Raw genomic sequence first — 20,973 nt, 5'->3', positions numbered from 1 at the left:
CGGGAACCTCGAAAAACATCGAGATTCCCGCGGCGCGGTCACGCGCCGCCCGCGATCTGGTGCGTAAGCGCTTGATCGGCGGAGGCGAGTCCGGACCTGCGCCGGACTCGCCGACTCGAAGAACCGCCGTTCGGCGGTTTTTCGAGATTCCCATCAGGAGTCGCGTCCCAGCGACTTCAGGGCCAGCTGCGCCACGTGCGCAAGCCGGCCGCGCGCCTGTTCGCCCAGCAGGCGTTGCAAGGTCTGCTGCGCCTGTTCCTGATCGAAGCGGTGCTGGTCCATCAGGGTCCTGCTGATCGCATGACCCAGGCTGTCGAAGATCAGGCCGTAGGCGATCGCGTGCAGTACGCCGCCGCCGAGCGTGCCCAGTCCGGGAAACGCCTTGGCGGCGTTGCCGGCGATCGCGAGCACGACCGAACTCGTCGTACGCAGGGTCAGTGCGGCCTGGCGCAGGAAGGCGTCGAGGTCGATCTGCTTGACCGGGATCTGATGCAGCGCAGCCAGGTCACGCACGAGCGAGGTCGCAAGAGCCCCCTGGATCAGCAAGTCCGTGCCCGGCGCGACGGCCGCCATCGCGCCGACGATGGCGCGGCGCGTATGCCGGTCCACGATGGCTCGCGACTCGCGTTCCCTCACCTCGCGTTCGGCCGTACCCAACTGTTCGCCGATGCGGCCGAGCACGGCGCCGGCGCGCGCCTGCTCGAGCACGTCGGTGCCGGCGTCGAGGCTTTCCTGCAAGGCGCCACGCAGCGCATCGAGCTGCGGTACTGCCTCGCGCGCGACCTGTTCCTCGCGGCCGTCGGATAGACGTCGCACGAACTGCTCGCGGCCGCCGGCCTGCACCGCGACGACGCGGTCGGCCACGCCGGCGTAGCGTTTGCGCAGGGCGGTCAGCAGTTCGTCACGCTGCAGGTTGCCCAACTGATCGATCTTGTTCAGCGCCAGAAGCAGTGGCTTGCCGTAGCCGCGCAGCCAGCGCAGTTCCTGGTCCTGCGCGCGGGTCAGATCGCCGGCGGTGACATAGACCACCGCGTGCGCACGCAAGGCTTCGTCGCGGGCCAGCGCCTCGCGCTCGCTCGCGCCGACTTCCTGCATGCCCGGCACGTCGGCCAGCACCAGTTCCTGGCCGTCGAGTTCACCGCGATGATGGCTGACCAGCGTGGTCGTGCCGCCGAGCACGTCGACCTCGACCTGGGCCTGCGGCGCGAGGGCCCGGACCAGGCTGGACTTGCCGGCGCTGATTTCGCCGAAGACCGCGACATAGCGCTGTCCGCTGGCCGCGCGGCGGTCGAGTTCGTGCAGCTCGGCTTCGAAACGTGCGGTCTCGGCCTGGCGCGACTGCAGCTGCTGGATGCGTTTCTCGACATTGCCGCGATCGGGCACAGGAACGGAGCGCGGCACGCGCGGGCGCGGATGCGCCAGCCGCCACACCAGCCAGGCGCTGGCGGCCGCGAAGCCGGTCAGCAGGCCCACGAGTCCGATGCGCAGCAGCAGCGGCAGCCCGGCCAGCTCGCGCCAGAGCTCCAGCGCGCTGCGCGTCGCGCCGAGCAGCAGCCAAAGCAGTGCCAGCGCGGCGAGTCCCACCGCCAGCGCCAGCAGCAGTCGCAGTTGACGCGTATCCGGAGCATTCATGCGTCGATGGTAGTCGACGGATTCCCCGAAATCAGCAGGGACCGGTGCAGGCGGCGCGCAGCGGGCCGGATCTCACGACAGCCCGCGCGGGGCGCAACTTGTGCACTTTGCGCCAGTGCGGCCGCAGTTCTGGCATGATCCCGGCTCGACGCGTCGCAAAGGGAAGTCCGCCGCCGGCCTGGCGACGTGACGAATCGCGCGCCCGTATCTTGAGACCCGTTCCGCACGCCCACGGATGGCGCGCCCGGGCTTGCGCAGGGGGACGAGCATGGTATTGCGCTGGCGGCTGCCGTTGCTGTTCTGCGTGGGCGCACGGGTCGCGCTGTCGTTGCTTTTCTGTATGGGCGCGCAAGCCGCGCCCATGGCGGCGACGCCGGTGTTCCGCCACTTCGGTGTCGACGACGGCCTGCCTTCGTCCATCGTCTACAAGCTGGCCGAGGATCGCGACGGCTTCGTCTGGATCGGCACCCACGACGGCCTCGCGCGGTATGACGGTGTGGATTTCCGTGTCTGGCGCGCGATTCCCGGCGACGACACGTCGATTGCAGGCAACGAGGTTTCGGCGTTGTACGTCGATCGAGCCAATCGCGTCTGGGCCGGCGGCGAAGGCAGCGGACTGAACCTGCTCGACGAAGGCCGCCAGCGCTTCCGCCGCTATCGACATGATCCGGACGATGCGAGCAGCCTCGCCGCGGATGATGTCTGGGCGGTCAGCCAGGATGCCGCCGGGGCGATCTGGGTCGGCACCTATTCCGGTGGCCTGGACCGACTGCGCGCCGACGGCACGGGTTTCGACCATCATCGCGTCGCCGACGGATCGGGTCTGCCGTCGGACATTGTGCTCAGCCTCCACGGCGCGGCCGACGGCAGTCTCTGGATCGGCACTCACAAGGGACTGGCACGCCGTGCGCCGGACGGAAAGGTCGACGCGGTGAGCCTGCGTCCGGGCGCTGAACCTCCCCAGGTGCTGGCGCTGTGCGCCGACGGCGACGGTGTGCTTGCGACGACATCGGCCGGCCTGTACCGCATCGATGCGGGCGGGCGCGTCGAGCGACTGGATCCGAACGCCGCCCCGCGCATGCTCTACGCGAGTGTGCGCGACGCGCAGGGTGAACTGTGGCTGGCCACGCGCCTGGGCGCCGTGCGCCACGACGCCGACCATTTCGAAACGGTCTACCGGGCCCAGCCGCGCGTGCCCGGCGGCCTGCCGGGTGAAGCCATCTTCGACCTGCTGACCGATCGCGAGGGTGGTGTCTGGTTTGCGGCGATCGACGGCGGTGTGGCGTATCTGCCGCCGACCTGGCGCCTGTTCTCGCAATGGCGCGAGCAGCCTGGCGACACGCACAGTCTGTCGCCCGGACGCATCCAGGGCATCAGCCACGGCCGCGACGGCACGGCGTGGTCGGTGAACATGGCCGGCGGCGTCGACCGCATTGACCTCCACCGCGGCGCGGTGGAGCGCTGGGGCGAGCGAGTCGGCGGAACCGAGTTGCGCCGACGCGCCGTGCTCGAAGACGAGCGAGGCCGCCTCTGGCTGGGGCAGCATCGCGGCGTGCGCGTGGCCGACCTGGCTGCCGGCACGGCGCAGGAGATCGCCGCCGATGCCGCGCGCGACGACACGCTACCGGCCGGACCCATCGACCTGATGCTGGCGCAAGACGACGCCGTCTGGGTCAGCGCGCGCGGCGCCGGCATCGCGCGCATCGACGCGGATACGTTGCAGGTCACGCGCTTCCTGCCGCAGGCCAGCGGTCTGCGCAACGCGGACGTGGAGCAGATGCGCATCGCGCCGGACGGCGCGCTGTGGGCCGCGCACGTGCACGGCATCGACCGGCTCGCACGTGACGGCCGGCACTTCGATGCGATCGACGGATTGCCCGAAACCCGCATCCATGCGTTCGCGTTCGCGGCCGACGGCAGCGTCTGGCTGCACCGTTTCGGCGCGCTCGAACACTATGTCGCGAATGGCCCGCGCTTCGAGCGCGTCCGGCAGATCGACACCGCGGCCGGCTGGCCCGCGCTCGATGCCAGCGCGATGGAGCTGGATGCGGCGCAGCGGCTCTGGATCAGCACGCCGCGTGGTCTGTATCGCGTCGACACGCGCAACGACTCGATCCGCCGCTACGGCGCGGCCGTGAGCCTTATCGATTCGGAGTTCATCGACCGCAGCCTGGCCTTGCGCGGCGACGGCATCGCGCTCGCGGCGACGACGGGTGGCCTCGTCGCCTTCGATACCCAGGCCGCCGACCTGCGCCTGCCCCCGGCGCCGCTGCTACTGACCGGCGTGCGCGTGCGCCGCGGCGCGCAGGAGCACGTGTTCGATCCGGCGCAGCCCGCGCTGCTCGCCTGGAACGACCGCGATCTGCGCGTCGACGCGCGCGCCCTGTCGTTCGTCGCGGGCAACCGCTACGACTTCCTGCTGCAGGGGCTGGATACTGGCTGGAGTCCGGGCAGCGATATCGGGCAGCGCGAACTTGCCCAGCTGCGCCCCGGCGACTACCAGCTGCATGTGCGCGCGCATACGGGTCTGGACGACATCGTCGAGCTGATGACGCCGCTGCGCGTCAGCGTGCAGGCGCCACCGTGGGCGCGGCCCTGGGCCTACGCGTCGTACCTGCTGCTGCTCGCCGCGCTGGTCGCTTTCGCGGCGCGCATCTGGCGCGGCCGCATTGCGCGCGCGCACGCGCTGGCGCTGGCCTCGCAGCGGCGTGAGCTGGCGGAGCAGGCCAGCTTGGCCAAGTCGCAGTTCCTCACCCACATGGGGCACGAGATCCGTACGCCCATGACCGGCCTGCTCGGCATGGCGGAACTGCTGGAGCGCACACCACTGGAACCGCGCCAGCTCAGTTACGTGAGCGGGATCCGCACGTCCGGCGAGCACATGCTGCACCTCGTCAACGACGCGCTCGATCTCGCCCGCGTGGAAGCCGGCCGCCTCCAGCTGGAACAGGACGTCTTCGATCCGCAGTCCGTATTGCGCGACGTCGCCGACGTCGGCCACGCGCTGGCGGCGCGAAAGGGCATAGGGTTTATCGTGCGCCTGCCGGTGCGGACGCCTACCACCGTGTGCGGCGACGCGCAGCGCCTGCGCCAGATCCTTCTCAACCTTGTGAACAACGCGGTAAAGTTCACCGACGTGGGCGGCGTGACGCTGGAACTGGCCGCCGCCGACGCGGGCGACCAATGCTTCCGCGTCCGCGACACCGGCCCGGGCATCGACGCGGCCATGCAGGCACGCCTGTTCCAGAGCTACAGCCAGGACGAGGCCGGCCGCCGCGCCGGCGGCAGCGGCCTGGGTCTGGCGATCTCGCAGGAACTGGCCCAGCTCATGGGCGGCGAGATCAGCGTGGAAAGCGCGCCGGGGCGCGGCAGTGTATTCACGTTGCGACTGCATCTGCCGGCGGCGCAGCCCGTCGCGGTCGATCCGGCTGTGGACCTTGCCGCGCCGCCGCTCGACATCCTGTTCGTCGAGGACGAGGCGAACATCGCGCGTGTGGTCGGCGAACTGCTGCAGTCCCTCGGCCACACCGTACGGCATGCCTCACAGGCGCTGGCTGCGCTGGCCGAAATCGCTACGCGGCGGCCACAGCGCGTGCTGCTCGATCTGGATCTGCCCGACGTCAGTGGCCCGCAGCTCGCGCGCCTGCTGCGCGCGCAGGAAGTGGACGGCACGCTGCCGCCGCTGCGCCTGATCGCGTTGACCGCGCGCAGCGACGCTGAGGCCGAACGCGAGGCGCGCGAAGCAGGCATGGACGCATTCCTGCGCAAGCCGGTCACGCGCGCGACGCTCGCCAAGGAGTTCGGCGACGCCAGCGCGGGTGCGCCGGCACCGTGAGCGTCTGCGCATCGCCACGGCGCGCCGCTGGAACGTTCGGGCGCAGCGTCGCATCAATGTTGCGGATCGCGGTTCCCGCATCGCGCGCGTCGTTCTACGCTCGCCCGGTTGTCACCGCATCCCTGCCAGGAAACCCACAATGATCAGACGACTCTTCGCCGCTGTCCTTCTGCTGTGCGCCGTGCCAGTGCTGTCCGCCGGCGAGATCGAGCTTGGCGAATCCGACCAGGCTGCGATCCAGGTTGCCGCGACCGACTATGCCGAGGGCTGGTACAGCGGGGACCGCGAGCGCATGGCGCGCGCGCTGCACGACAGCCTCGCCAAGCGCGCCTACCTGCGCGACAAGGGCAGCCGCGAGCGACGCCTGAGCGAACTGGACAAGGCAGCGCTGCTTGCCGGCAACGTGCCGGAGAACGCGCAGCGCTACGCCAAGGCGCCCCGGCGTGCGGACGTGGAAATCCTCGACGCCTTCGGCAACGTCGCTACGGTGAAGCTGCGCATGGATGGCTGGATCGACTACTTGCATCTGGTGCGCGGCGACGACCGGGAATGGCGCATCATCAACGTGCTGTGGGAGCCGGTGGCGCCCTAGCCCATCGCGCCGGCGCTGAAAGCGCCGCGTTCCGTTCAACGCGGACCGCAGCGTGTTCGCAGAACCTCAGCGCTGCGACAACTCGTGCACCGCAGCCACGAGCGCACCGACGTGGTCCGGTTTCACATCGGGGGTGATGCCGTGGCCGAGGTTGAAGATATGGCCCGGTCCCGGCCCATGGCTCGCGAGCACGCGGCCAACTTCGCGCCGTATCGCCTCGGGGGAGGCGTGCAGCGCGGCTGGATCCAGATTGCCCTGCAGCGCAATGCGATCGCCGACCAGCGCGCGCGCGCTGGACAGGTCGATGGTCCAGTCCACGCCGAGGCCGTCGCAGCCCGTCGCGGCCAGGGCCGGAAGGTGTCCATTCGCGCCCTTGGAGAACAGGATCAGCGGAACGTCGCGCGTCGCCGCGTCGGTCTTCAGCGCGGCGGCGATCTGCGTGAGGTAGCGCAGCGAGAATTCCTGGTACTGCGCCGGCGCGAGCATGCCGCCCCAGGTATCGAACACCATCAGCGCCTGCGCGCCGGCCGCGGCCTGCGCCGCGAGATAGACGGCGACCGACCGCGCGACCGTGTCGAGCAGCTGGTGCATCAGCGCCGGCTCGTTCCACAACATGGCCTTGGGCAAGGGGAAATTGGACGAACCTTCGCCCTGGATCATGTAGCAGGCCAGCGTCCACGGGCTGCCGGCGAAACCGATCAGCGGCACGCTCCCGGCAAGCTCGCGCCGTATCGTGCGCACCGCGTCCATGACATAGCGCAGCTCGCCCTCCGGATCGGGCACACCGATGCGCGCCACGTCGGCGGCAGTACGTACCGGCGTACGGAACTTCGGGCCTTCGCCGTCGGCGAAATGCAGGCCCAGACCCATCGCGTCGGGAATGGTCAGGATGTCGGAGAACAGGATCGCCGCGTCGAGCGGGAAGCGGCGCAGCGGCTGCAGCGTGACTTCGCAGGCCAGCTCCGGGTTCGTGCACAGCGCCATGAAGCTGCCGGCCTGGGCGCGCGTGGCACGGTATTCCGGCAGATAGCGTCCGGCCTGGCGCATCAGCCAGACGGGCGTGCAGTCCACGGGTTCGCAGCGCAGTGCGCGCAGGAAACGGTCGTTGCTCATGAGATGGCCTGGAACAAGAATAGAAAGGGATTTTTCAGATTTTCGGTGGATTGGCGGCTGGCACGCGGCACGTTCGGCTGCGACGGAACCTCAGCGTCCGAGTTCCTGCTTCAGCGGTCCCGCACGGCGCGGCCAGCCAACGCCGGTGGCGCCGCTGGCCAGCAGTTCGGTCCGCGCGCGGCGCGCGGCGTCGACCGAGTCGAAATCACCCCACACGGCGAGGTACCAGGATTCGCCGTCGCGCTGCAGCGCAAGCACATGGATCGGGCCGTCGACAGGTGCGTTCGCGATGGCGCTGCGCTCCGTCGCGTCGCGGCTGCGGCCGCTGCCCAGTTCGATCACGTAGCGGCTGTCGGCGAGGCGGCGGAACTCGGCGGTGCCGAGCAGGGTGCGCGAGGTGGGAACCGGGCGTGATTCCGCGGCTGCGGAGTCGGACGCGGTCGCAGTTGCGGCCGTCAGGGCAGGTGCGGCCGGCGCGCTCGTTGTCGCAGGCATCGGTGCAGTCGCCGGTGTCGCGGTGGCGGTCGTCATGGTTGCGGACGCCGACCTGGCCGTGCGCGCGGTTGAATCGGCGCTCGATGGTGCTGAGACGGTTGGCGGTGCAGCGACGACCGCCGAAGAGGCCGGCGCCAGTGCCGTGGCGCGCGGCGAATCTTCGGCCACGGCCGCGGGTGCAGGCGATGCCTCGGTGGACATCGTGTCGCGGTCGGCCGCCTCGGCCAGGCGGCTCTGCGCTGTCTCGCGCGCCGTCGGTCCTGGTTTTGCGGCAGGTGCGGCGTCCGCTGCGGCCGCATTGCGAGACGTTTCCGTCGCAACGCTCGCCGGCTGCGCCAGCGTGCCGGGTGCGGTTTCGCGCGCCTCTGGCGCGAGCAGGTAGTTCGGTACGTTGCGCGACGACCGGCTGGCGGTGCCGGTCTGTGCCGGACGCCCCGGTGAACTGTCCGACGCCGGTGCAACGGCCGGCTCACCGGGAGCCGCGGCACTCGCGGGCTCGGCCGCCGCCGGCGATGTCGACACCGGTTCCGCGATGATTTCGGCCGGGACTTCGCTGCTACTGCGCAAGCGCGGCTCGCGCGGAGCCTTTGGTGCGCTCGGCGGGTTTTCACCGGAGTTGCAGTCCCAGCCCTCGCCGCTGGCGGCCGGTACGCAGACGTGCTTGGTACCGGGCTCGAACACCTGCTCCGCAGCGTGCACGGCCGCGGCGCTCAGCGCACACAGGCCAGACACGCCCAATACGAGCGGGCCCCATACGAGCATGCCCCGTACGAGCAGGACAGCAGTGCTGCGCGGGCGTTCAGCGCACATGCGGAGCCTCCAGGCCCTGACTGAATACGACTCGGAAGCCGCGCTTGACCTGGGCGTCGCGCGCCTGGGCGAACGCGTTGAGGGCGTCGTCGCGTTCGAGATAGACCTCGCGCTTGCTGCTGCTGCGACCGCCCTGCTGGCCCCATTCGCGATACAGGGTCCAGCCACCGAGCAGATCCTGTTGCAGGACGATTTCGTAGTAGCGCGGCGATTCGGCAGCGGCCGGCTGGGTTTGCATGTAGATACGCATGGGCGGGATTGTAGCGGCGTAAGGCGCGCCGGTGTCGGCGCGGTTCAGCCCTCGCGCAGGCGGTGACGGATCGCGCGGTCGGCCACGTCCGGCACGATTTCCGCCGCTCCCAGGCCGCGCCAGAGAATCAGGCGCAACTGGCCACTGAGGTTCTTCTTGTCCAGGTACATCAGCGGCAGCAGCGCCTCGGCATCGCTGCCGGGCGGCAGCGCGACCGGCAGGCCGACGCGCCGCAACAGCTGTTCGAGGCGGTCCGCATCCGCTGCCGGCGCGCGACCCAGGTCGGCCGAGAGGCGGGCCGCGAGCAGCATGCCGATCGCGACGGCCTCACCATGCAGCAGCTGGCCATAGCCTGACGCCGTTTCCAGCGCGTGGCCGAAGGTGTGGCCGAAGTTCAGCAGTGCGCGCTCGCCGTCCTCGCGCTCGTCGCGCGCGACCACACCGGCCTTGTGCAGGCAGCTGCGTGCGATCGCTTCGGCAACCGCGGCGCCGTCGCGCGCCGACAGCGCCTCGGCATGCGCCTCCAGCCAGGCGAAGAACGCCGCATCGCCGATCGCGCCGTACTTGACCACTTCCGCCAGGCCCGAGCCGTATTCGCGCTCAGGCAAGGTATTCAGCGTGTCGGTATCGATGACGACGGCGCGTGGCTGGTGGAACGCGCCGACGAGATTCTTGCCCGCCGGCAGGTTCACGCCGGTCTTGCCGCCGACGGAAGAATCGACCTGGGCCAGCAGCGTCGTCGGTACCTGCAGGAAATCGATGCCACGCATCCAGCACGCGGCGGCAAAGCCGGCGAGATCGCCGATGACGCCCCCGCCGAGCGCGATCACGCAGGCGTCGCGATTGGCCTTCAGCGCCGCGAGCGCTTCGAGCACTTCGCCGCAGCGCGCGAGCGACTTGTGCTGTTCGCCGTCGGGTAGCAGCAGATGCGCGCTGTGCAGTCCGTCGAGGCCGGCGAGCACCGTGTCGAGATACAGCGGCGCCACAGTCGTATTGCTGACGACCAGCACATGGCGGCCGCGGATCGCCGCGCGCCAGCGCGCCGCGTCGTGCAGCACGCCGGCACCGATCCAGATGGGATAGCTGCGCTGCCCCAGCGCGACGTCGAGCTGCCGCACCGCGCTCATGCGGCAGCCGATGCGGACGTGCGGCGCCATTCCTGCTGCAGGCGCTGGTACAGGTCGGCGGCAACGTGGCCGGCGTGTTCGTGTTCGGAGACGATGGTCATGTCGGCGATGCTGCGATAGAGCGGGTTGCGCAGGGCCGCCATCTGTTCCAGGCGCTCGTGCCGGTCCGGAGCGGCGAGCAGCGGACGCTTGCGGTCGCGCGCGAGGCGCGCGAGCTGGACGTCGACGGCAGTTTCGAGATAGACGATGAATCCGCGCGTGGCGAGCAGTTCGCGATTGTGCGCATCGAGCACCGCGCCACCGCCGGTCGCGAGGACGATGCCCCGCAGTGCCGTCATCTCCGCCAGCGACGCGCATTCGCGGCGGCGGAATCCCGCTTCGCCTTCAAGTTCGAAGATCAGCGGAATGGTCGCGCCCGTATGCGCTTCGATGACGTGATCGAGGTCGTGGAACGGCAGCTGCAGCTGATCGGCGACGCGCTTGCCTATGGTCGTCTTGCCGGCACCCATCGGGCCGATCAGGAACAGGTTGGGTGCGGGATTCATGCGTCCGATGCTAGCACGCGGATTCTGGGGCGCTCAGCGCATATGGCAGCAGCAAAGAGGGGCGGGAAGTGAGAAATGAGTAGGTGCCGGGCTTGCATTGCGCCTGCTCTTTTCTCACTTCTTTACCCTGTTTTCCTCAACGCCGCTGCTTTCCACCTACTTCCCACGGTTTCTGCTTTAAGCTAACGACCTCTCCGCGCGCCGCTCCCGCCATGCTCCGATTTCTCGCGATCTTCGTAACCTCATTGCTGGTGCTGTTCACGCTCGACGTGCTCACCGTGGTCGAAGTGCACGTGATCGACCCGTTCAACGCCTTGCTGGCGACGATTTCGGCCAAGCTCATCGCGCTGTTCGGTGGCGATGCGATCTCGCAGGGCAAGGTCATCATCAGCATCGGTACGGGGCTCGCGGTTTCCATCGAGCGCGTCTGCAACGGCATCGAGGCGGTCATCATCCTGGTCTCGGCCATGATCGCGTTCCCGTCGCGCTGGTCGCACAAGCTGGTCGGTATCGTGCTCGGCACGCTCGCGATCCAGAGCCTCAACCTCGTGCGCATCATCAGCCTTTACTATCTGCACCAGTGGAACTCGGTCTGGTTCGAGTGGTTCCACAGCTATATCTGGCAGGCCCTGATCGTGCTCGACGCGCTGATCATGTTCCTGCTATGGCTGCGTTACCTGCCGCGTCCGCCAGGGGCGCCGGATCAGTCGCCGCCGCCCGACGAACCCTCGGCCGCACAGGCTCCCGCGTGAATCCCGCTGGTGCCGTGCTGCTGGCCGGTTGCGGCGACGTCGGCATCCGCACCGGCCTGCAACTGGCGGCGGCCGGGCGCCGGGTCTACGGCCTGCGCCGCAGTACCGCCGCGTTGCCGTCGCCGCTGCTACCGCTACAGGCCGATCTCGCCGATCCGGCTTCCTTGCGCAACCTGCCGGAAGATATCGCCGACATCGTGTTCCTGCCTGCGCCGGGACAGCGCGACGAGGCGGCCTACCGCGGCCTTTTCCTCGACGGCCTGACCCACCTCGTCGATGCGCTACAACGCCGTGTCCGGATCAACCGGCTGCTGTTCGTGTCCTCCAGTGCGGTCTATGGCGAGCACGGCGGCGCCTGGGTCGACGAAGACAGCCCGTGCCGGCCGCTCGCTTTCAACGGCCGGCTGTTGCTGCAGGCTGAGCAGCGTCTGGCGGACATGACCCAGGCGACGGTCGCGCGCTGTTCCGGCATCTACGGTCCTGGCCGCACCCGCCTCGTCGCGCAGATCGCCAACGGCAATGCGCGCCGGCCGGCGGGCGCGTCCGAATTTTCCAATCGTATTCATGTGGAGGATGTAGCCGGCGCGCTGGTGCATCTGCTCGTGCTGCCGGAGCCGGCAGCGTGCTATGTGATCAGCGACGATCACCCGGCGCCCGTGGCCGAAGTGCAGGAATGGATCGCGCGGCAGCTCGGCGTGCCGCCGCCTGCGCCAGAAAAGACCGCCGGCGAGCGAGCCGTTGGCAACAAGCGGCTGCGCAACGGCCGTCTACGTGCGTCCGGCTACACGCTGCGCTTCCCGGATTTCCGCGCCGGCTACGCCCCGCTGCTGAGGGAGCTTCCGGCTTCGCCCATCTGAATGCGATGGTGGCGATGGCTGCCGAAACCCAATGCTGCATTGCGCAAATCATGACCGCGGCGGCCGCGGTGGCAGTGCCGTTGCATACTGCTACACTCCCCGCCGCACAAACACGGAAACTCATTCACCGCCAGTGCCTGGCCCAGATAGGGAGCCGTCATGTCCATTGCCAAGGTCATTGAAGTCAGTTCGTCTTCCCCCAAGAGCATCGACGATGCGGTCCAGTCGGGACTGCTCAAGGTCGCTACCACGGTCAAGAACCTGAAGGGCGCCTGGGTCAACGAGATCAAGGTGGTCACCGACGACGAGGGGCGGGTCACGGAATGGCGGGTCAACATGCGCGTGAACTTCGTTGTCGAATAAGGAGCGGGGAATGGGCCGGAGGCTTGCGCGGGAAGCCGCTGCATGAGCAAGCATGAAATTGTCATCGGCTTTCTCGAGGATGATGCTGATCAGGCCGAGCTGATTTCCCTGTGGCTTGAACGCGCCGGCTACACGCCGCGCGTATTCCGCAGCGCGAACGAATTCCGGCGTCGCCTGGGTATCGAGGCGGTGGATCTGCTGCTGCTGGACTGGATGTTGCCGGACGCGACGGGACTGGATGTGCTGGCCTGGATTCGCGGCTCCACCAACGCGGAACTGCCGGTGATCTTCCTGACTGCGCGTTCGCTCGACGAGGACATCGTCAAGGGACTGGAAAGCGGCGGTGACGATTATGTCGTCAAGCCGCCCAAGCAGGCCGAGTTGCTCGCGCGCGTGGCCGCCGTACTGCGCCGGCGCGGCGTGGACACGGAGGCCAGCACCGACCTGACGATCCCGCCGTATCACATCGACCTGATGCGCCGCCGCGTAGCGATCGAAGGGCGCGACATCGAGCTGACCCAGCGCGAGTTCGACCTCGCGACGTATCTGTTCCGCCGCCAGGGCCGCATCGTCAGCCGCGATGCGCTGCTCGAGAATGTCTGGAACATGAGCGCACAGGTCTCTACGCGCACCGTCGACACGCACGTCAGCCGGTTGCGCAAGAAGCTCGAGCTCGGCGGCGAACACGGCTGGCGCCTGACCGCGGTCTACCAGCACGGATACCGCCTCGAACAGTCGTGATACGACGGCGGTCGGGTGCAGCGCTTCGTGGAGAGCACGATCATGTCCAGCAAGCGTCAGCAGGTTGCCGACAACACGCGCAGCGCCGCAGCGACGTCGACCGCACCAGGCGATCGCGCGGCGACTATCGCAGGCGCGATGGAGAATTCAGTGAGTGACAAGAAAGCCCCCGCGTCCGATCCCGCCGGCGCGGACCGCAACGTCGACCAGATCCGTGACATCCTGTTCGGCGGCCAGATGCGCGATTACGAGCGTCGCTTCCAGGAACTCAACCAGCGCATCGAAGCCGATTTCGAAGGACTGCGCCAGGACCAGGAGCGCCGCTTCGCGCAGCTCGACAAGCGTCTCGACGAACAGGTCGAGAAAATCGGCCGCGCGCTGCGCCAGGAAGTTTCCGACCGCGCCGCGGCGACGGACGATCTGGAGACGCGCCTGCTGCAAAGCGCACGTACACAGCGCAGCGAACTCACCGCCGCGATCGATGCGCTGAACCACGAATTGTCTTCCGGCGAGGAACGCCTGCGCGCGGCATTGGCCGAACTCGACGCGGCGTTGAAGGAACAGGCCGGACGCCTGACCCAGTCGCTGACGCGTTCGCGCGACGAACTGCGTGGCGAGAAGGTCGGTCGCGACGACCTGGCCGCGCTGCTGACCGAGGTTGCGCTGCGGCTCAAGGGCGATTTCGATCTCCCCGGTCCGGTCTGACCGCGCGGCCGGCGCGCCGTGGGCGATCATGAACGCCTCAAGCAGCTGATCGTCGGTGACGAGCTTGCCGCGCTGGACGCGCATGCGCGGCGCGTGGCGACGCTTGAGTCAAGCCACGCCGATCTGCCGCAGCAACTGCCGCGGCTGCTGCGCGAGGCGCAGCAGGGTCAGGGTCGCCACAGACTCGCCCAGGCGCTTACCGCCCCCGTTGCCGATGCGCTCGGCGCCGCCGTGCAGTCGCAGCGCCACACCATCGTGGAAGCGCTGTTCCCGGTCATAGGTCCGGCGATCCGCAAGGCCATCGCAGAGGCGATGCGCGATTTCAACGACAACTTCAATCGCGTGCTGGAATCGAGTTTCACGCCGCGTGGCCTGCGCTGGCGCATCGAATCCTGGCGCACGGGCCTGCCGTACGCGCAGGTGGCAATGCGCCATGCGCTGCCTTATCGGCTCGATCACCTGTTTCTGATCGACCGGCACAGCGGTCTCGTGATCGCACGCGTGTCCGCGCCGGACCTGCCGGATCTCGACGCCGACGCGATCGCCGGCATGCTCACGGCGATTGGCGACTTCGTGCGCGATTCGGTCGGCAACGGCGAGGATCGCGGCAGCCTGGACTCGGCCAGCGTCGGCGAACACCTGGTCTGGGTATTGACCGGACCGCGCGCGAATCTTGCGGCGTTCGTGCGCGGCGCACCGCCGGCGGAACTGCGCACCTTGCTGCGCGAGCGACTGGAGCAGATCCATGCCTCGCTCGACGATTACCCGCAGTCGCTGCAGGAATTGACGCCGGCGACGCAGGTGCACCTGCATGAGAGCCTGCGCCTGGACCGCATCGACGTCGACGCGGTGGCGCAAGCCTCGGCGCAAGGTGCTTCGGCGCCGCGCCGCTGGCCGCTGCTGCTGCTCGCCCTGTTGGTGCTCGCGCTGCTGCTCGGCTGGGAGTGGCGCCAGCGGCAGTGGCAGGGTCGTCTCGACGCTGTTACGCAGCTCTTGTCTGACTGGCCCGGCCTGCATCTGGATCGTGTCGATGGCGATATCGGCAAACGCATACGCGTGCGCGGCCTGATCGACGCCTCCGCACAGCCGCCGCACACGGATATCCGCGCCTTGTTGCCACCGGGCATCGAGCTGCAGCTGGATCTGCGTGGCTACGTCTCCACCGACGACGCGATTGTCCTGCGACGCGCGCGCCGGCTGCTGGATCCTCCTGCCGGTGTCAGGAGCGTCGTACAGGCGGGTGTGCTGAACCTGAGCGGCGAGGCAGATGCCGCGTGGGCGGCACGCGCACGCGAGCAGGCCGAGCGCGTCGTGGGCGTGACGGGCGTCGATACTTCGCTGCTGCACATTGCGAGCGATGCGCAGGCCGGCCTGCGCGCGGAATGGGATCGCCGGGTGCAGGCGCTGCCCACTCAGCGCGTGCATTTCGTGCGTGAAACCGAGCAGCGCGATCCGGCCGAACTGTCGGCGTTGCTGGCCAGCGTGCAGCGTCTGCGCGAACTCTCGCCGCAGTTGCAGGAGCCGTTGCGCTTGCAGTGCCGCGGTCACAACGACGAACCCGGCACCAGCGCGACCAACAGCGAACTGCGCGGGCGCCGCGCACGCTGGCTGTGCGCCGAACTGCGCAACGCTGGGGTACCCGCCGCCGACCTGCGGACAGAGACCGACGATGCCGCGGCGAACCCGCCTACAATCGGTGAGCGGGCCGTCAGTCTGTGGCTCGACGCGTCGCCGGAGGACGAATGAGTGAGATCGCACGCAAGGTATGCATGCTCGGCGACTTCGGCGTCGGCAAGACCAGTCTCGTCGCGCGCTTTGTGCGCAACACGTTTTCCGACAAATACCTGACCACGGTCGGTGTCAAGGTCGACAGCCGCCTCGTCAGTCCGGCACCCGGGACCGACATCAAGCTCGTGATCTGGGACATTGCCGGCAAGGCCGTGCTCGACAACCTCAACCAGAATTACCTGCGCGGCGCGAGCGGTCTGATCCTCGTCGCCGACGGCACGCGCGAGGCCAGCCTGCGCGCGGCGCTGAATCTGGCCATGCAGGCGCGCGACGTCATCGCCGATCCGGCCTGCGTACTGTTCGTCAACAAGCTCGATCTCGTCGATCGCTGGGAAGCGTCGCCGGCGGTACTGGTTGAGATCCGCCGCAGTCTCGCCGTGTTCGAGACCAGTGCGCTGAGTGGCGACGGCGTCGAGGCCGGCTTCGCCGAACTCGCGCGGAAGCTCGCGCCATGAGCACGCTTCCGGCCGCGGTCGAAACGTATCTCGACGAATGGCTGCGCGCCCGCTCGCGCCCCCTGCTGCTGACTTTCGATGCGCAGTGGCGACTCGTGGACATTCAGGGCGACGTGGCGTATCACGGCCTCGCCGCGGACGCGACGGATGGGCTCGTGCTGCAGCTGCAGGACCTGCTCCTGGGCCTGCCGCTGGACGAGGTCCAGGAACTGCCGTTCGTTGAACTCGCCGGTGGCCGCCACATGCATGTGCACCTGGTGCCGGATGGCGAACAATTTCATCTGTTGCTGCTCGATGCTCGCGAGGAACACGGCCGTACCCAGGGGCAGCAGCAACTCGGCAACGAAGCCGTGCTGGCCGGCATCGAGAAGTCACGCACGCTCGCGCGGCTGCGCCAGATCAAGAGCGAACTGGAACAGCAGCGTGCGCAGCTGGAGGAAGCCAACGCGCTGAAGAACGCGCTGTTCGCGACGCTGAGCCACGAATTCCGCACGCCGCTGACGTCGATATTCGGTTATCTGCACCTGCTCGAGCGCGACGGCGGAGCCGTGCGCGCGCAGGCGCTGTCGGCGCTGCGCCGCAACGCGAGCTATCTGTTCGCGCTGGCCGAGAACCTGCTCGAATACGGTCGCGGCGAAGCGGGTGAAAGCCTGCTCGATCCGGCCATGCTGGATCTGCCTGCACTCGTGGCCGATCTCGATGCGATGTTCCGTCCGCTCGCGGCGGAGAAGGGTCTTGCGCTGGTCGTCGACGCCGGTGTCGCGCCGCCCGCCGAGGCGCTGTTCGATGCGGTGAAGCTGCGCCAGGTCGCGATCAACCTGCTGTCCAACGCGTTGCGCTATACCGCGCGCGGTTACGTGCGCGCGCACCTGGGCTGGAGCGGCGACACGCTGCGGCTCGAGGTCAGTGATACCGGCCTGGGCATCGATGCGGCGTCGCGGGAAAAGATTTTCAGGCCGTTCAACCGCGGTGCGCAGCACGGTTCGCGCGGCGCGGGTCTGGGCCTGTCCATCGTCAAGCGCCTGGTCGAGCGCATGAATGGCGTGCTGGAACTCGACTCCACACCGGGCCAGGGCAGCACGTTCCGCGTGGCGTTGACGCCGCTGGGTGGTGCGGGCCTGCCGCAGTTCGCGCCGGCGCAGCGCAAGCGCGGCCTGACTGCGCTGATCGTCGACGACGATCCGGACATCGCCGCATTGCTGGAGGTGCTGCTCGGCGACATGGGGGTCAGCACGCGCCAGGCCGGCAGCGTCGCGGAGGCGCTCGCCGCGGTCGCGCAACAGGTGCCTGATCTCATTCTGGTCGACGTGGAGCTGCCCGGGCTGTCGGGCAATGCGGCGGTCTTCCAGTTGCGTTCACAAGGATACAAAGGCCGCATAGTGACGCTTTCGGCCAGCGCTACGGAGTCGGCGCGGACGGCTGCGCTGACCGCGGGCGCCGATCACTACCTGACCAAGCCGCTGGACTTCGCCCAGTTCGCGCGCGTGATCCAGAGCACCGGCACAGCACCTTGAATTCTGCGTGATAGCATCGTCGTTTTCGCCGGAGAGACGCCGTGAACCTCTGTCCTGAAGCGCTCAACGAACTCGATGCCCTGCTGGCCGAAGCCGCCGCCGGCGGCGATCCGGAGCCCCACGCGATGACCCTCAGCAGCGTCGACGCGCGTGGCCGGCCGCATTCGCGCATCGTGCTGCTCAAGGGCACGGGGCCGGACGGCCTGCGTTTCTTCACCAACTACACGAGCGCGAAAGGCCAGGAGCTCGCCGCCAATTCGCTGGTCGCGCTGTGCCTGCACTGGAAGCATCTGCGCGACGGCGTCCAGGTGCGCGTCGAAGGCGCGGTCGAGGAATTGTCCGCGGCCGACTCCGACGCCTATTTCGCGAGCCGTCCGCGCGGTAGCCAGATCGGCGCCTGGGCTTCGCTGCAGTCGCAGACCCTGCCGGCGCGCGGCGACTTCGAGGCGCGCATCGCCGCCTATGACGCCGAGTTCGAGGGCCGTGACGTGCCGCGGCCGCCGCACTGGGGCGGCTATCTCGTCCGGCCCGACCTGATCGAATTCTGGTACGGCGCCACGTTCCGCCTGCACGAACGCCAGCGCTTCGAACTCGTCGACGGTAGCTGGCGCCAGCGCATGCTGTATCCGTGATGTACCCCTCGCGCATCGTCTGCCTGACCGAAGAGCCGACCGAAGTCCTCTACGCGATCGGCGAGGAAGACCGCATCGTCGGCATTTCGGGCTTCACCGTGCGGCCGCCGCGCGCGCGCAAGGAGAAGCCGAAGGTCTCGGCGTTCACGAGCGCGAAGATTGGCGAGATCCTCAAGCTCGAGCCCGATCTCGTCATCGGTTTCTCGGACATCCAGGCGGATATCGCGCGCGACCTGATCAAGGCTGGTATCGAAGTCTGGATCAGCAACCATCGCTCGGTGGCCGGAATACTCGGCTACATCCGCCGCCTTGCCGGCATGGTCGGCCGCGCCGACGCCGGCGAAGCCCTCGCGCTGCGTGCGCAGGCGCACATCGACGCGATCAGCGCCGCGGCCGCCGCACTGCCTCGACGCCCCTGCGTGTATTTCGAGGAATGGGACGACTCGCTGATCAGCGGCATCCGCTGGGTCGGCGAATTGATCCGCATCGCCGGCGGTGACGACGCGTTCCCCGAGCTCACCGACAACTCGCTCGCACGCGACCGCATCATCGCGGACCGACAGGAAGTCGTGCGCCGCGCACCGGACCTGATCCTTGGCTCCTGGTGCGGCAAACGCTTCCGCCCCGAAACCGTCGCCGCACGCCCCGGCTGGGACGCGATCCCCGCCGTACGCAACGGCGAACTCCACGAGATCAAGTCGCCGATCATCCTGCAGCCCGGCCCCGCGGCGCTGTTCGACGGGCTCGATGCGTTGCATGCGCGGATTGCGGCGTGTGCGCGGCGTTGAGGCTGAACGGCGATCAATCTATAAATCAATAATTATTCAAATGTAGGCGAAAAGCTGATCGCGGGCGCCATGGATCTTTCCGGGACTGACTGCCCGCGTGACACGAGCTGGCGTTCACGGACTGCGTATCGGCTCCGCCGTAGACGGCGTGTCATGCTCCTTGGCCGATTTGCGTAATTCAGAACGAACAACCTGGAGACGACGATGCGAATCCTGCCCGGCACGATTCTGTTTCTTGCGCTTGCCTGTTCTTTTGCTGCCAGCGCCAGCGAACCCCAGTCGCTGAGCGCCCGGATCGGCGACACCATCTTCGTCAGCGACGACGACGGCATCACGCTCGTGCCAGTCGGCAATGCAAGCGGCAGCTTCTCGTTGAGCGCGACGACGCAAGGCGCGAGTGCGTATCCACCGCCGAAGACGCCGGTGGATCGGCTGTCGATCATCTGCAGCGGCATGGCGGCGGGCAAGCCGATGAAGCTCGACAGCAAGTGGTTCTCGCGCGCCGAGTGCGATGTCCGTTTCGTCAAGGGTGTAAAGATGATGGGTGGCGATCCCGACGCCGAATACACGCTCGACAAGGACCATGCGGGCAACGTGTTCGAGGTCGAGAGTGCGGCGGGCAAGCGCTACACGGGACGTTTCAATTTCCGGCTGGTTGATGCGACGGGCACGGCCCATCTCGTGACCGACGGGAAGTTCGTGGTCGAGGATCGCCAGCTATAAGCGAACGGGCCGTGGCCTGTGCGTTTCGGCATCGCTCTCCGGGCCGCTATAAAACGCACGTTTGAAATCAGCGTTTGAGCGGTGTAGAGTCGCCCGGCCGCCGCGTCTTGCGCCGGCAATCCAACCATCGTTCGTCATGCTGGGAGAGCCCTGACTCTCGCGGTGTGCGCCGGTTGACAGAAGTGGCCGCTCGCGGCCCGCCGAAGACGGAAATCATCCGCGCGGCAGGAGCTTGATTTCGGGATTGATGCCGGCACTACCGGTCGAGTCCGCGGCTTCCCTTGGGAGAGGGAAGTATGATGCGCCACCTGTGCGGACGCCTGCTCGGCGTCCTGTTGTGTCTTGGCGTCGTGGCTCCGGTCGCGGCGCAGTCCGGTTATACCCAGACCCGCCATCCGATCGTGCTCGTGCACGGCCTGCTCGGTTTCGACAGTCTGCTCGGCGTCTACGACTACTGGTACGGCATTCCATCGCAGCTGCGTTCCGGCGGGGCGACCGTCTATGTCGCGAGCGTCGCGGCGGCCAATTCCAGTGCGGTGCGCGGCGAGCAGCTGATCCGCGATCTCGATCATCTGCGTGCGCTGTACGGCCACGGCAAGTTCAACCTGATCGGCCATAGCCATGGCGGGCCGACCATTCGCTACGTCGCCTCGGTGCGCCCGGATCTGGTCGCGTCGATCACGTCGGTCGGCGCGCCGCACAAGGGCAGCAAGGTCGCCGACGCGCTCAACACAGCCCTGCCGCCGGGTTCGCCGCTGCGGCCGCTGGTTGCCGGCTTCGTCGACGCGCTCGGCGGATTCCTCGGGTTTCTGTCGGGCAACAGCGATCCGCAGCACGCGCTCGGCGCGCTGGCTTCACTCAACACCGCCGGATCGAACGCGTTCAATGCGCTGCATCCGCAAGGCATTCCGACCAGCAGCTGCGGCCAGGGCGCGTCCGTCGTCAACGGCGTGCGCTATTACTCGATCGGCGGCACCTCGGTGCTGACCAACATCTTCGATGCGTCCGACGCATTGCTGGGTGCCGGTGGTCTGTTCTACGGCTTCGAGGCGAACGACGGCCTGGTCGGGCGCTGTTCCAGCCATCTCGGCGTCGTGCTGCGCGACGACTACGCCTGGAATCATCTGGACGAGGTCAACCAGGTGCTCGCATTGCGCGGCCTGTTCGCGTCGGATCCGGTCAGTGTGCTGCGTGCCCAGGCCAACCGGTTGAAGTCCGCCGGGTTGTGAACAGGCGCGTCATTGCGACAGCGGCAG

At 68.2% G+C, this 20,973-nt stretch carries 20 protein-coding genes; 14 read left to right on the top strand and 6 right to left on the bottom strand.

What is annotated here, in order from left to right; all coding sequences use genetic code 11:
* Positions 1-153 precede the first annotated feature (153 nt).
* A complete protein-coding gene (locus tag RUU78_RS22750; RefSeq protein WP_313920050.1) occupies positions 154-1,632 on the bottom strand; it encodes an Era-like GTP-binding protein in 1,479 nt (492 codons plus the stop codon).
* Positions 1,633-1,900: 268 nt separating this feature from the next.
* Here RUU78_RS22750 and RUU78_RS22745 point away from each other — a divergent pair, with 268 nt between their 5' ends.
* Both RUU78_RS22745 and RUU78_RS22740 read left to right on the top strand, forming a co-directional pair.
* Positions 1,901-5,467 (top strand): two-component regulator propeller domain-containing protein, encoded by a 3,567-nt coding sequence (locus RUU78_RS22745; RefSeq protein ID WP_313920049.1) that lies wholly within the window; start codon positions 1,901-1,903, stop codon positions 5,465-5,467.
* Positions 5,468-5,606: 139 nt separating this feature from the next.
* Positions 5,607-6,059, top strand: a complete 453-nt coding sequence (locus RUU78_RS22740; protein ID WP_313920048.1) for a nuclear transport factor 2 family protein — start codon at positions 5,607-5,609, stop codon at positions 6,057-6,059.
* A 66-nt stretch (positions 6,060-6,125) separates the two neighbouring features.
* Here RUU78_RS22740 and hemE read toward each other — a convergent pair whose 3' ends face one another.
* The 5 genes from hemE to aroK form a co-directional block, all read right to left on the bottom strand.
* Entirely contained in the window at positions 6,126-7,172 is a 1,047-nt protein-coding gene (hemE, locus tag RUU78_RS22735) for a uroporphyrinogen decarboxylase (protein WP_313920047.1), read from the bottom strand.
* Positions 7,173-7,262: 90 nt separating this feature from the next.
* A complete protein-coding gene (locus RUU78_RS22730; protein ID WP_313920046.1) occupies positions 7,263-8,477 on the bottom strand; it encodes an SPOR domain-containing protein in 1,215 nt (404 codons plus the stop codon).
* Positions 8,467-8,727 (bottom strand): WGR domain-containing protein, encoded by a 261-nt coding sequence (locus tag RUU78_RS22725; protein WP_313920045.1) that lies wholly within the window; start codon positions 8,725-8,727, stop codon positions 8,467-8,469. Before RUU78_RS22725 ends, RUU78_RS22730 begins: the two co-directional genes overlap by 11 nt.
* Positions 8,728-8,771: 44 nt before the next feature.
* Positions 8,772-9,884, bottom strand: a complete 1,113-nt coding sequence (aroB, locus tag RUU78_RS22720; protein WP_313920044.1) for a 3-dehydroquinate synthase — start codon at positions 9,882-9,884, stop codon at positions 8,772-8,774.
* Positions 9,851-10,399, bottom strand: a complete 549-nt coding sequence (gene aroK / locus RUU78_RS22715) for a shikimate kinase AroK (RefSeq protein ID WP_313920043.1) — start codon at positions 10,397-10,399, stop codon at positions 9,851-9,853. Before aroK ends, aroB begins: the two co-directional genes overlap by 34 nt.
* 212 nt (positions 10,400-10,611) lie before the next feature.
* Here aroK and xrtH point away from each other — a divergent pair, with 212 nt between their 5' ends.
* The 12 genes from xrtH to RUU78_RS22655 all read left to right on the top strand — a co-directional run bounded on the left by xrtH (position 10,612) and on the right by RUU78_RS22655 (position 20,946).
* Positions 10,612-11,151, top strand: a complete 540-nt coding sequence (xrtH, locus tag RUU78_RS22710) for an exosortase H (protein ID WP_313920042.1) — start codon at positions 10,612-10,614, stop codon at positions 11,149-11,151.
* Positions 11,148-12,008, top strand: a complete 861-nt coding sequence (locus RUU78_RS22705; RefSeq protein WP_313920041.1) for an SDR family oxidoreductase — start codon at positions 11,148-11,150, stop codon at positions 12,006-12,008. The genes xrtH and RUU78_RS22705 overlap by 4 nt, the downstream gene beginning before the upstream one ends.
* A 159-nt stretch (positions 12,009-12,167) precedes the next feature.
* Positions 12,168-12,371 (top strand): dodecin family protein, encoded by a 204-nt coding sequence (locus tag RUU78_RS22700; protein WP_313920040.1) that lies wholly within the window; start codon positions 12,168-12,170, stop codon positions 12,369-12,371.
* 42 nt (positions 12,372-12,413) lie between these two features.
* The gene (locus RUU78_RS22695) at positions 12,414-13,112 is read left to right on the top strand and encodes a response regulator transcription factor (protein WP_313920039.1); all 699 of its coding nucleotides are present in this window, start codon (positions 12,414-12,416) and stop codon (positions 13,110-13,112) included.
* 42 nt (positions 13,113-13,154) lie between these two features.
* Entirely contained in the window at positions 13,155-13,817 is a 663-nt protein-coding gene (locus RUU78_RS22690; RefSeq protein WP_313920038.1) for a hypothetical protein, read from the top strand.
* An 18-nt stretch (positions 13,818-13,835) separates the two neighbouring features.
* Positions 13,836-15,563, top strand: a complete 1,728-nt coding sequence (locus RUU78_RS22685; protein ID WP_313920037.1) for a hypothetical protein — start codon at positions 13,836-13,838, stop codon at positions 15,561-15,563.
* A complete protein-coding gene (locus RUU78_RS22680; protein ID WP_313920036.1) occupies positions 15,560-16,060 on the top strand; it encodes a Rab family GTPase in 501 nt (166 codons plus the stop codon). The genes RUU78_RS22685 and RUU78_RS22680 overlap by 4 nt, the downstream gene beginning before the upstream one ends.
* Positions 16,057-17,574, top strand: coding sequence for an ATP-binding protein (locus tag RUU78_RS22675; RefSeq protein WP_313920035.1), 1,518 nt, complete (start codon positions 16,057-16,059; stop codon positions 17,572-17,574). The genes RUU78_RS22680 and RUU78_RS22675 overlap by 4 nt, the downstream gene beginning before the upstream one ends.
* Positions 17,575-17,615: 41 nt before the next feature.
* Positions 17,616-18,206, top strand: coding sequence for a pyridoxamine 5'-phosphate oxidase (gene pdxH / locus RUU78_RS22670; protein WP_313920034.1), 591 nt, complete (start codon positions 17,616-17,618; stop codon positions 18,204-18,206).
* Positions 18,206-18,994: an ABC transporter substrate-binding protein gene (locus tag RUU78_RS22665; protein WP_313920118.1), complete on the top strand. Its 789-nt coding sequence runs from the start codon at positions 18,206-18,208 to the stop codon at positions 18,992-18,994. The genes pdxH and RUU78_RS22665 overlap by 1 nt, the downstream gene beginning before the upstream one ends.
* A 204-nt stretch (positions 18,995-19,198) precedes the next feature.
* Positions 19,199-19,717, top strand: a complete 519-nt coding sequence (locus tag RUU78_RS22660) for a hypothetical protein (protein WP_313920033.1) — start codon at positions 19,199-19,201, stop codon at positions 19,715-19,717.
* Between the two features lie 296 nt (positions 19,718-20,013).
* On the top strand, positions 20,014-20,946 hold the full coding sequence (locus tag RUU78_RS22655) for a triacylglycerol lipase (RefSeq protein ID WP_313920032.1): 933 nt from the start codon (positions 20,014-20,016) through the stop codon (positions 20,944-20,946).
* Positions 20,947-20,973: the final 27 nt, after the last annotated feature.

This window comes from Tahibacter sp., assembly GCF_032229445.1.
Lineage (GTDB): Bacteria > Pseudomonadota > Gammaproteobacteria > Xanthomonadales > Rhodanobacteraceae > Tahibacter.
This window is presented reverse-complemented; position numbering and strand designations above follow the sequence as displayed.

Excerpts from the sequence above, each read along its gene's own strand:
- RUU78_RS22750 (WP_313920050.1), bottom strand. The coding sequence starts at position 1,632 with ATGAATGCTCCGGATACGCGTCAACTGCGACTGCTGCTGGCGCTGGCG.
- RUU78_RS22745 (WP_313920049.1), top strand. The coding sequence starts at position 1,901 with ATGGTATTGCGCTGGCGGCTGCCGTTGCTGTTCTGCGTGGGCGCACGG.
- RUU78_RS22740 (WP_313920048.1), top strand. The coding sequence starts at position 5,607 with ATGATCAGACGACTCTTCGCCGCTGTCCTTCTGCTGTGCGCCGTGCCA.
- hemE (WP_313920047.1), bottom strand. The coding sequence starts at position 7,172 with ATGAGCAACGACCGTTTCCTGCGCGCACTGCGCTGCGAACCCGTGGAC.
- RUU78_RS22730 (WP_313920046.1), bottom strand. The coding sequence starts at position 8,477 with ATGTGCGCTGAACGCCCGCGCAGCACTGCTGTCCTGCTCGTACGGGGC.
- RUU78_RS22725 (WP_313920045.1), bottom strand. The coding sequence starts at position 8,727 with ATGCGTATCTACATGCAAACCCAGCCGGCCGCTGCCGAATCGCCGCGC.
- aroB (WP_313920044.1), bottom strand. The coding sequence starts at position 9,884 with ATGGCGCCGCACGTCCGCATCGGCTGCCGCATGAGCGCGGTGCGGCAG.
- aroK (WP_313920043.1), bottom strand. The coding sequence starts at position 10,399 with ATGAATCCCGCACCCAACCTGTTCCTGATCGGCCCGATGGGTGCCGGC.
- xrtH (WP_313920042.1), top strand. The coding sequence starts at position 10,612 with ATGCTCCGATTTCTCGCGATCTTCGTAACCTCATTGCTGGTGCTGTTC.
- RUU78_RS22700 (WP_313920040.1), top strand. The coding sequence starts at position 12,168 with ATGTCCATTGCCAAGGTCATTGAAGTCAGTTCGTCTTCCCCCAAGAGC.
- RUU78_RS22695 (WP_313920039.1), top strand. The coding sequence starts at position 12,414 with ATGAGCAAGCATGAAATTGTCATCGGCTTTCTCGAGGATGATGCTGAT.
- RUU78_RS22690 (WP_313920038.1), top strand. The coding sequence starts at position 13,155 with ATGTCCAGCAAGCGTCAGCAGGTTGCCGACAACACGCGCAGCGCCGCA.
- RUU78_RS22680 (WP_313920036.1), top strand. The coding sequence starts at position 15,560 with ATGAGTGAGATCGCACGCAAGGTATGCATGCTCGGCGACTTCGGCGTC.
- RUU78_RS22675 (WP_313920035.1), top strand. The coding sequence starts at position 16,057 with ATGAGCACGCTTCCGGCCGCGGTCGAAACGTATCTCGACGAATGGCTG.
- RUU78_RS22665 (WP_313920118.1), top strand. The coding sequence starts at position 18,206 with ATGTACCCCTCGCGCATCGTCTGCCTGACCGAAGAGCCGACCGAAGTC.
- RUU78_RS22660 (WP_313920033.1), top strand. The coding sequence starts at position 19,199 with ATGCGAATCCTGCCCGGCACGATTCTGTTTCTTGCGCTTGCCTGTTCT.
- RUU78_RS22655 (WP_313920032.1), top strand. The coding sequence starts at position 20,014 with ATGATGCGCCACCTGTGCGGACGCCTGCTCGGCGTCCTGTTGTGTCTT.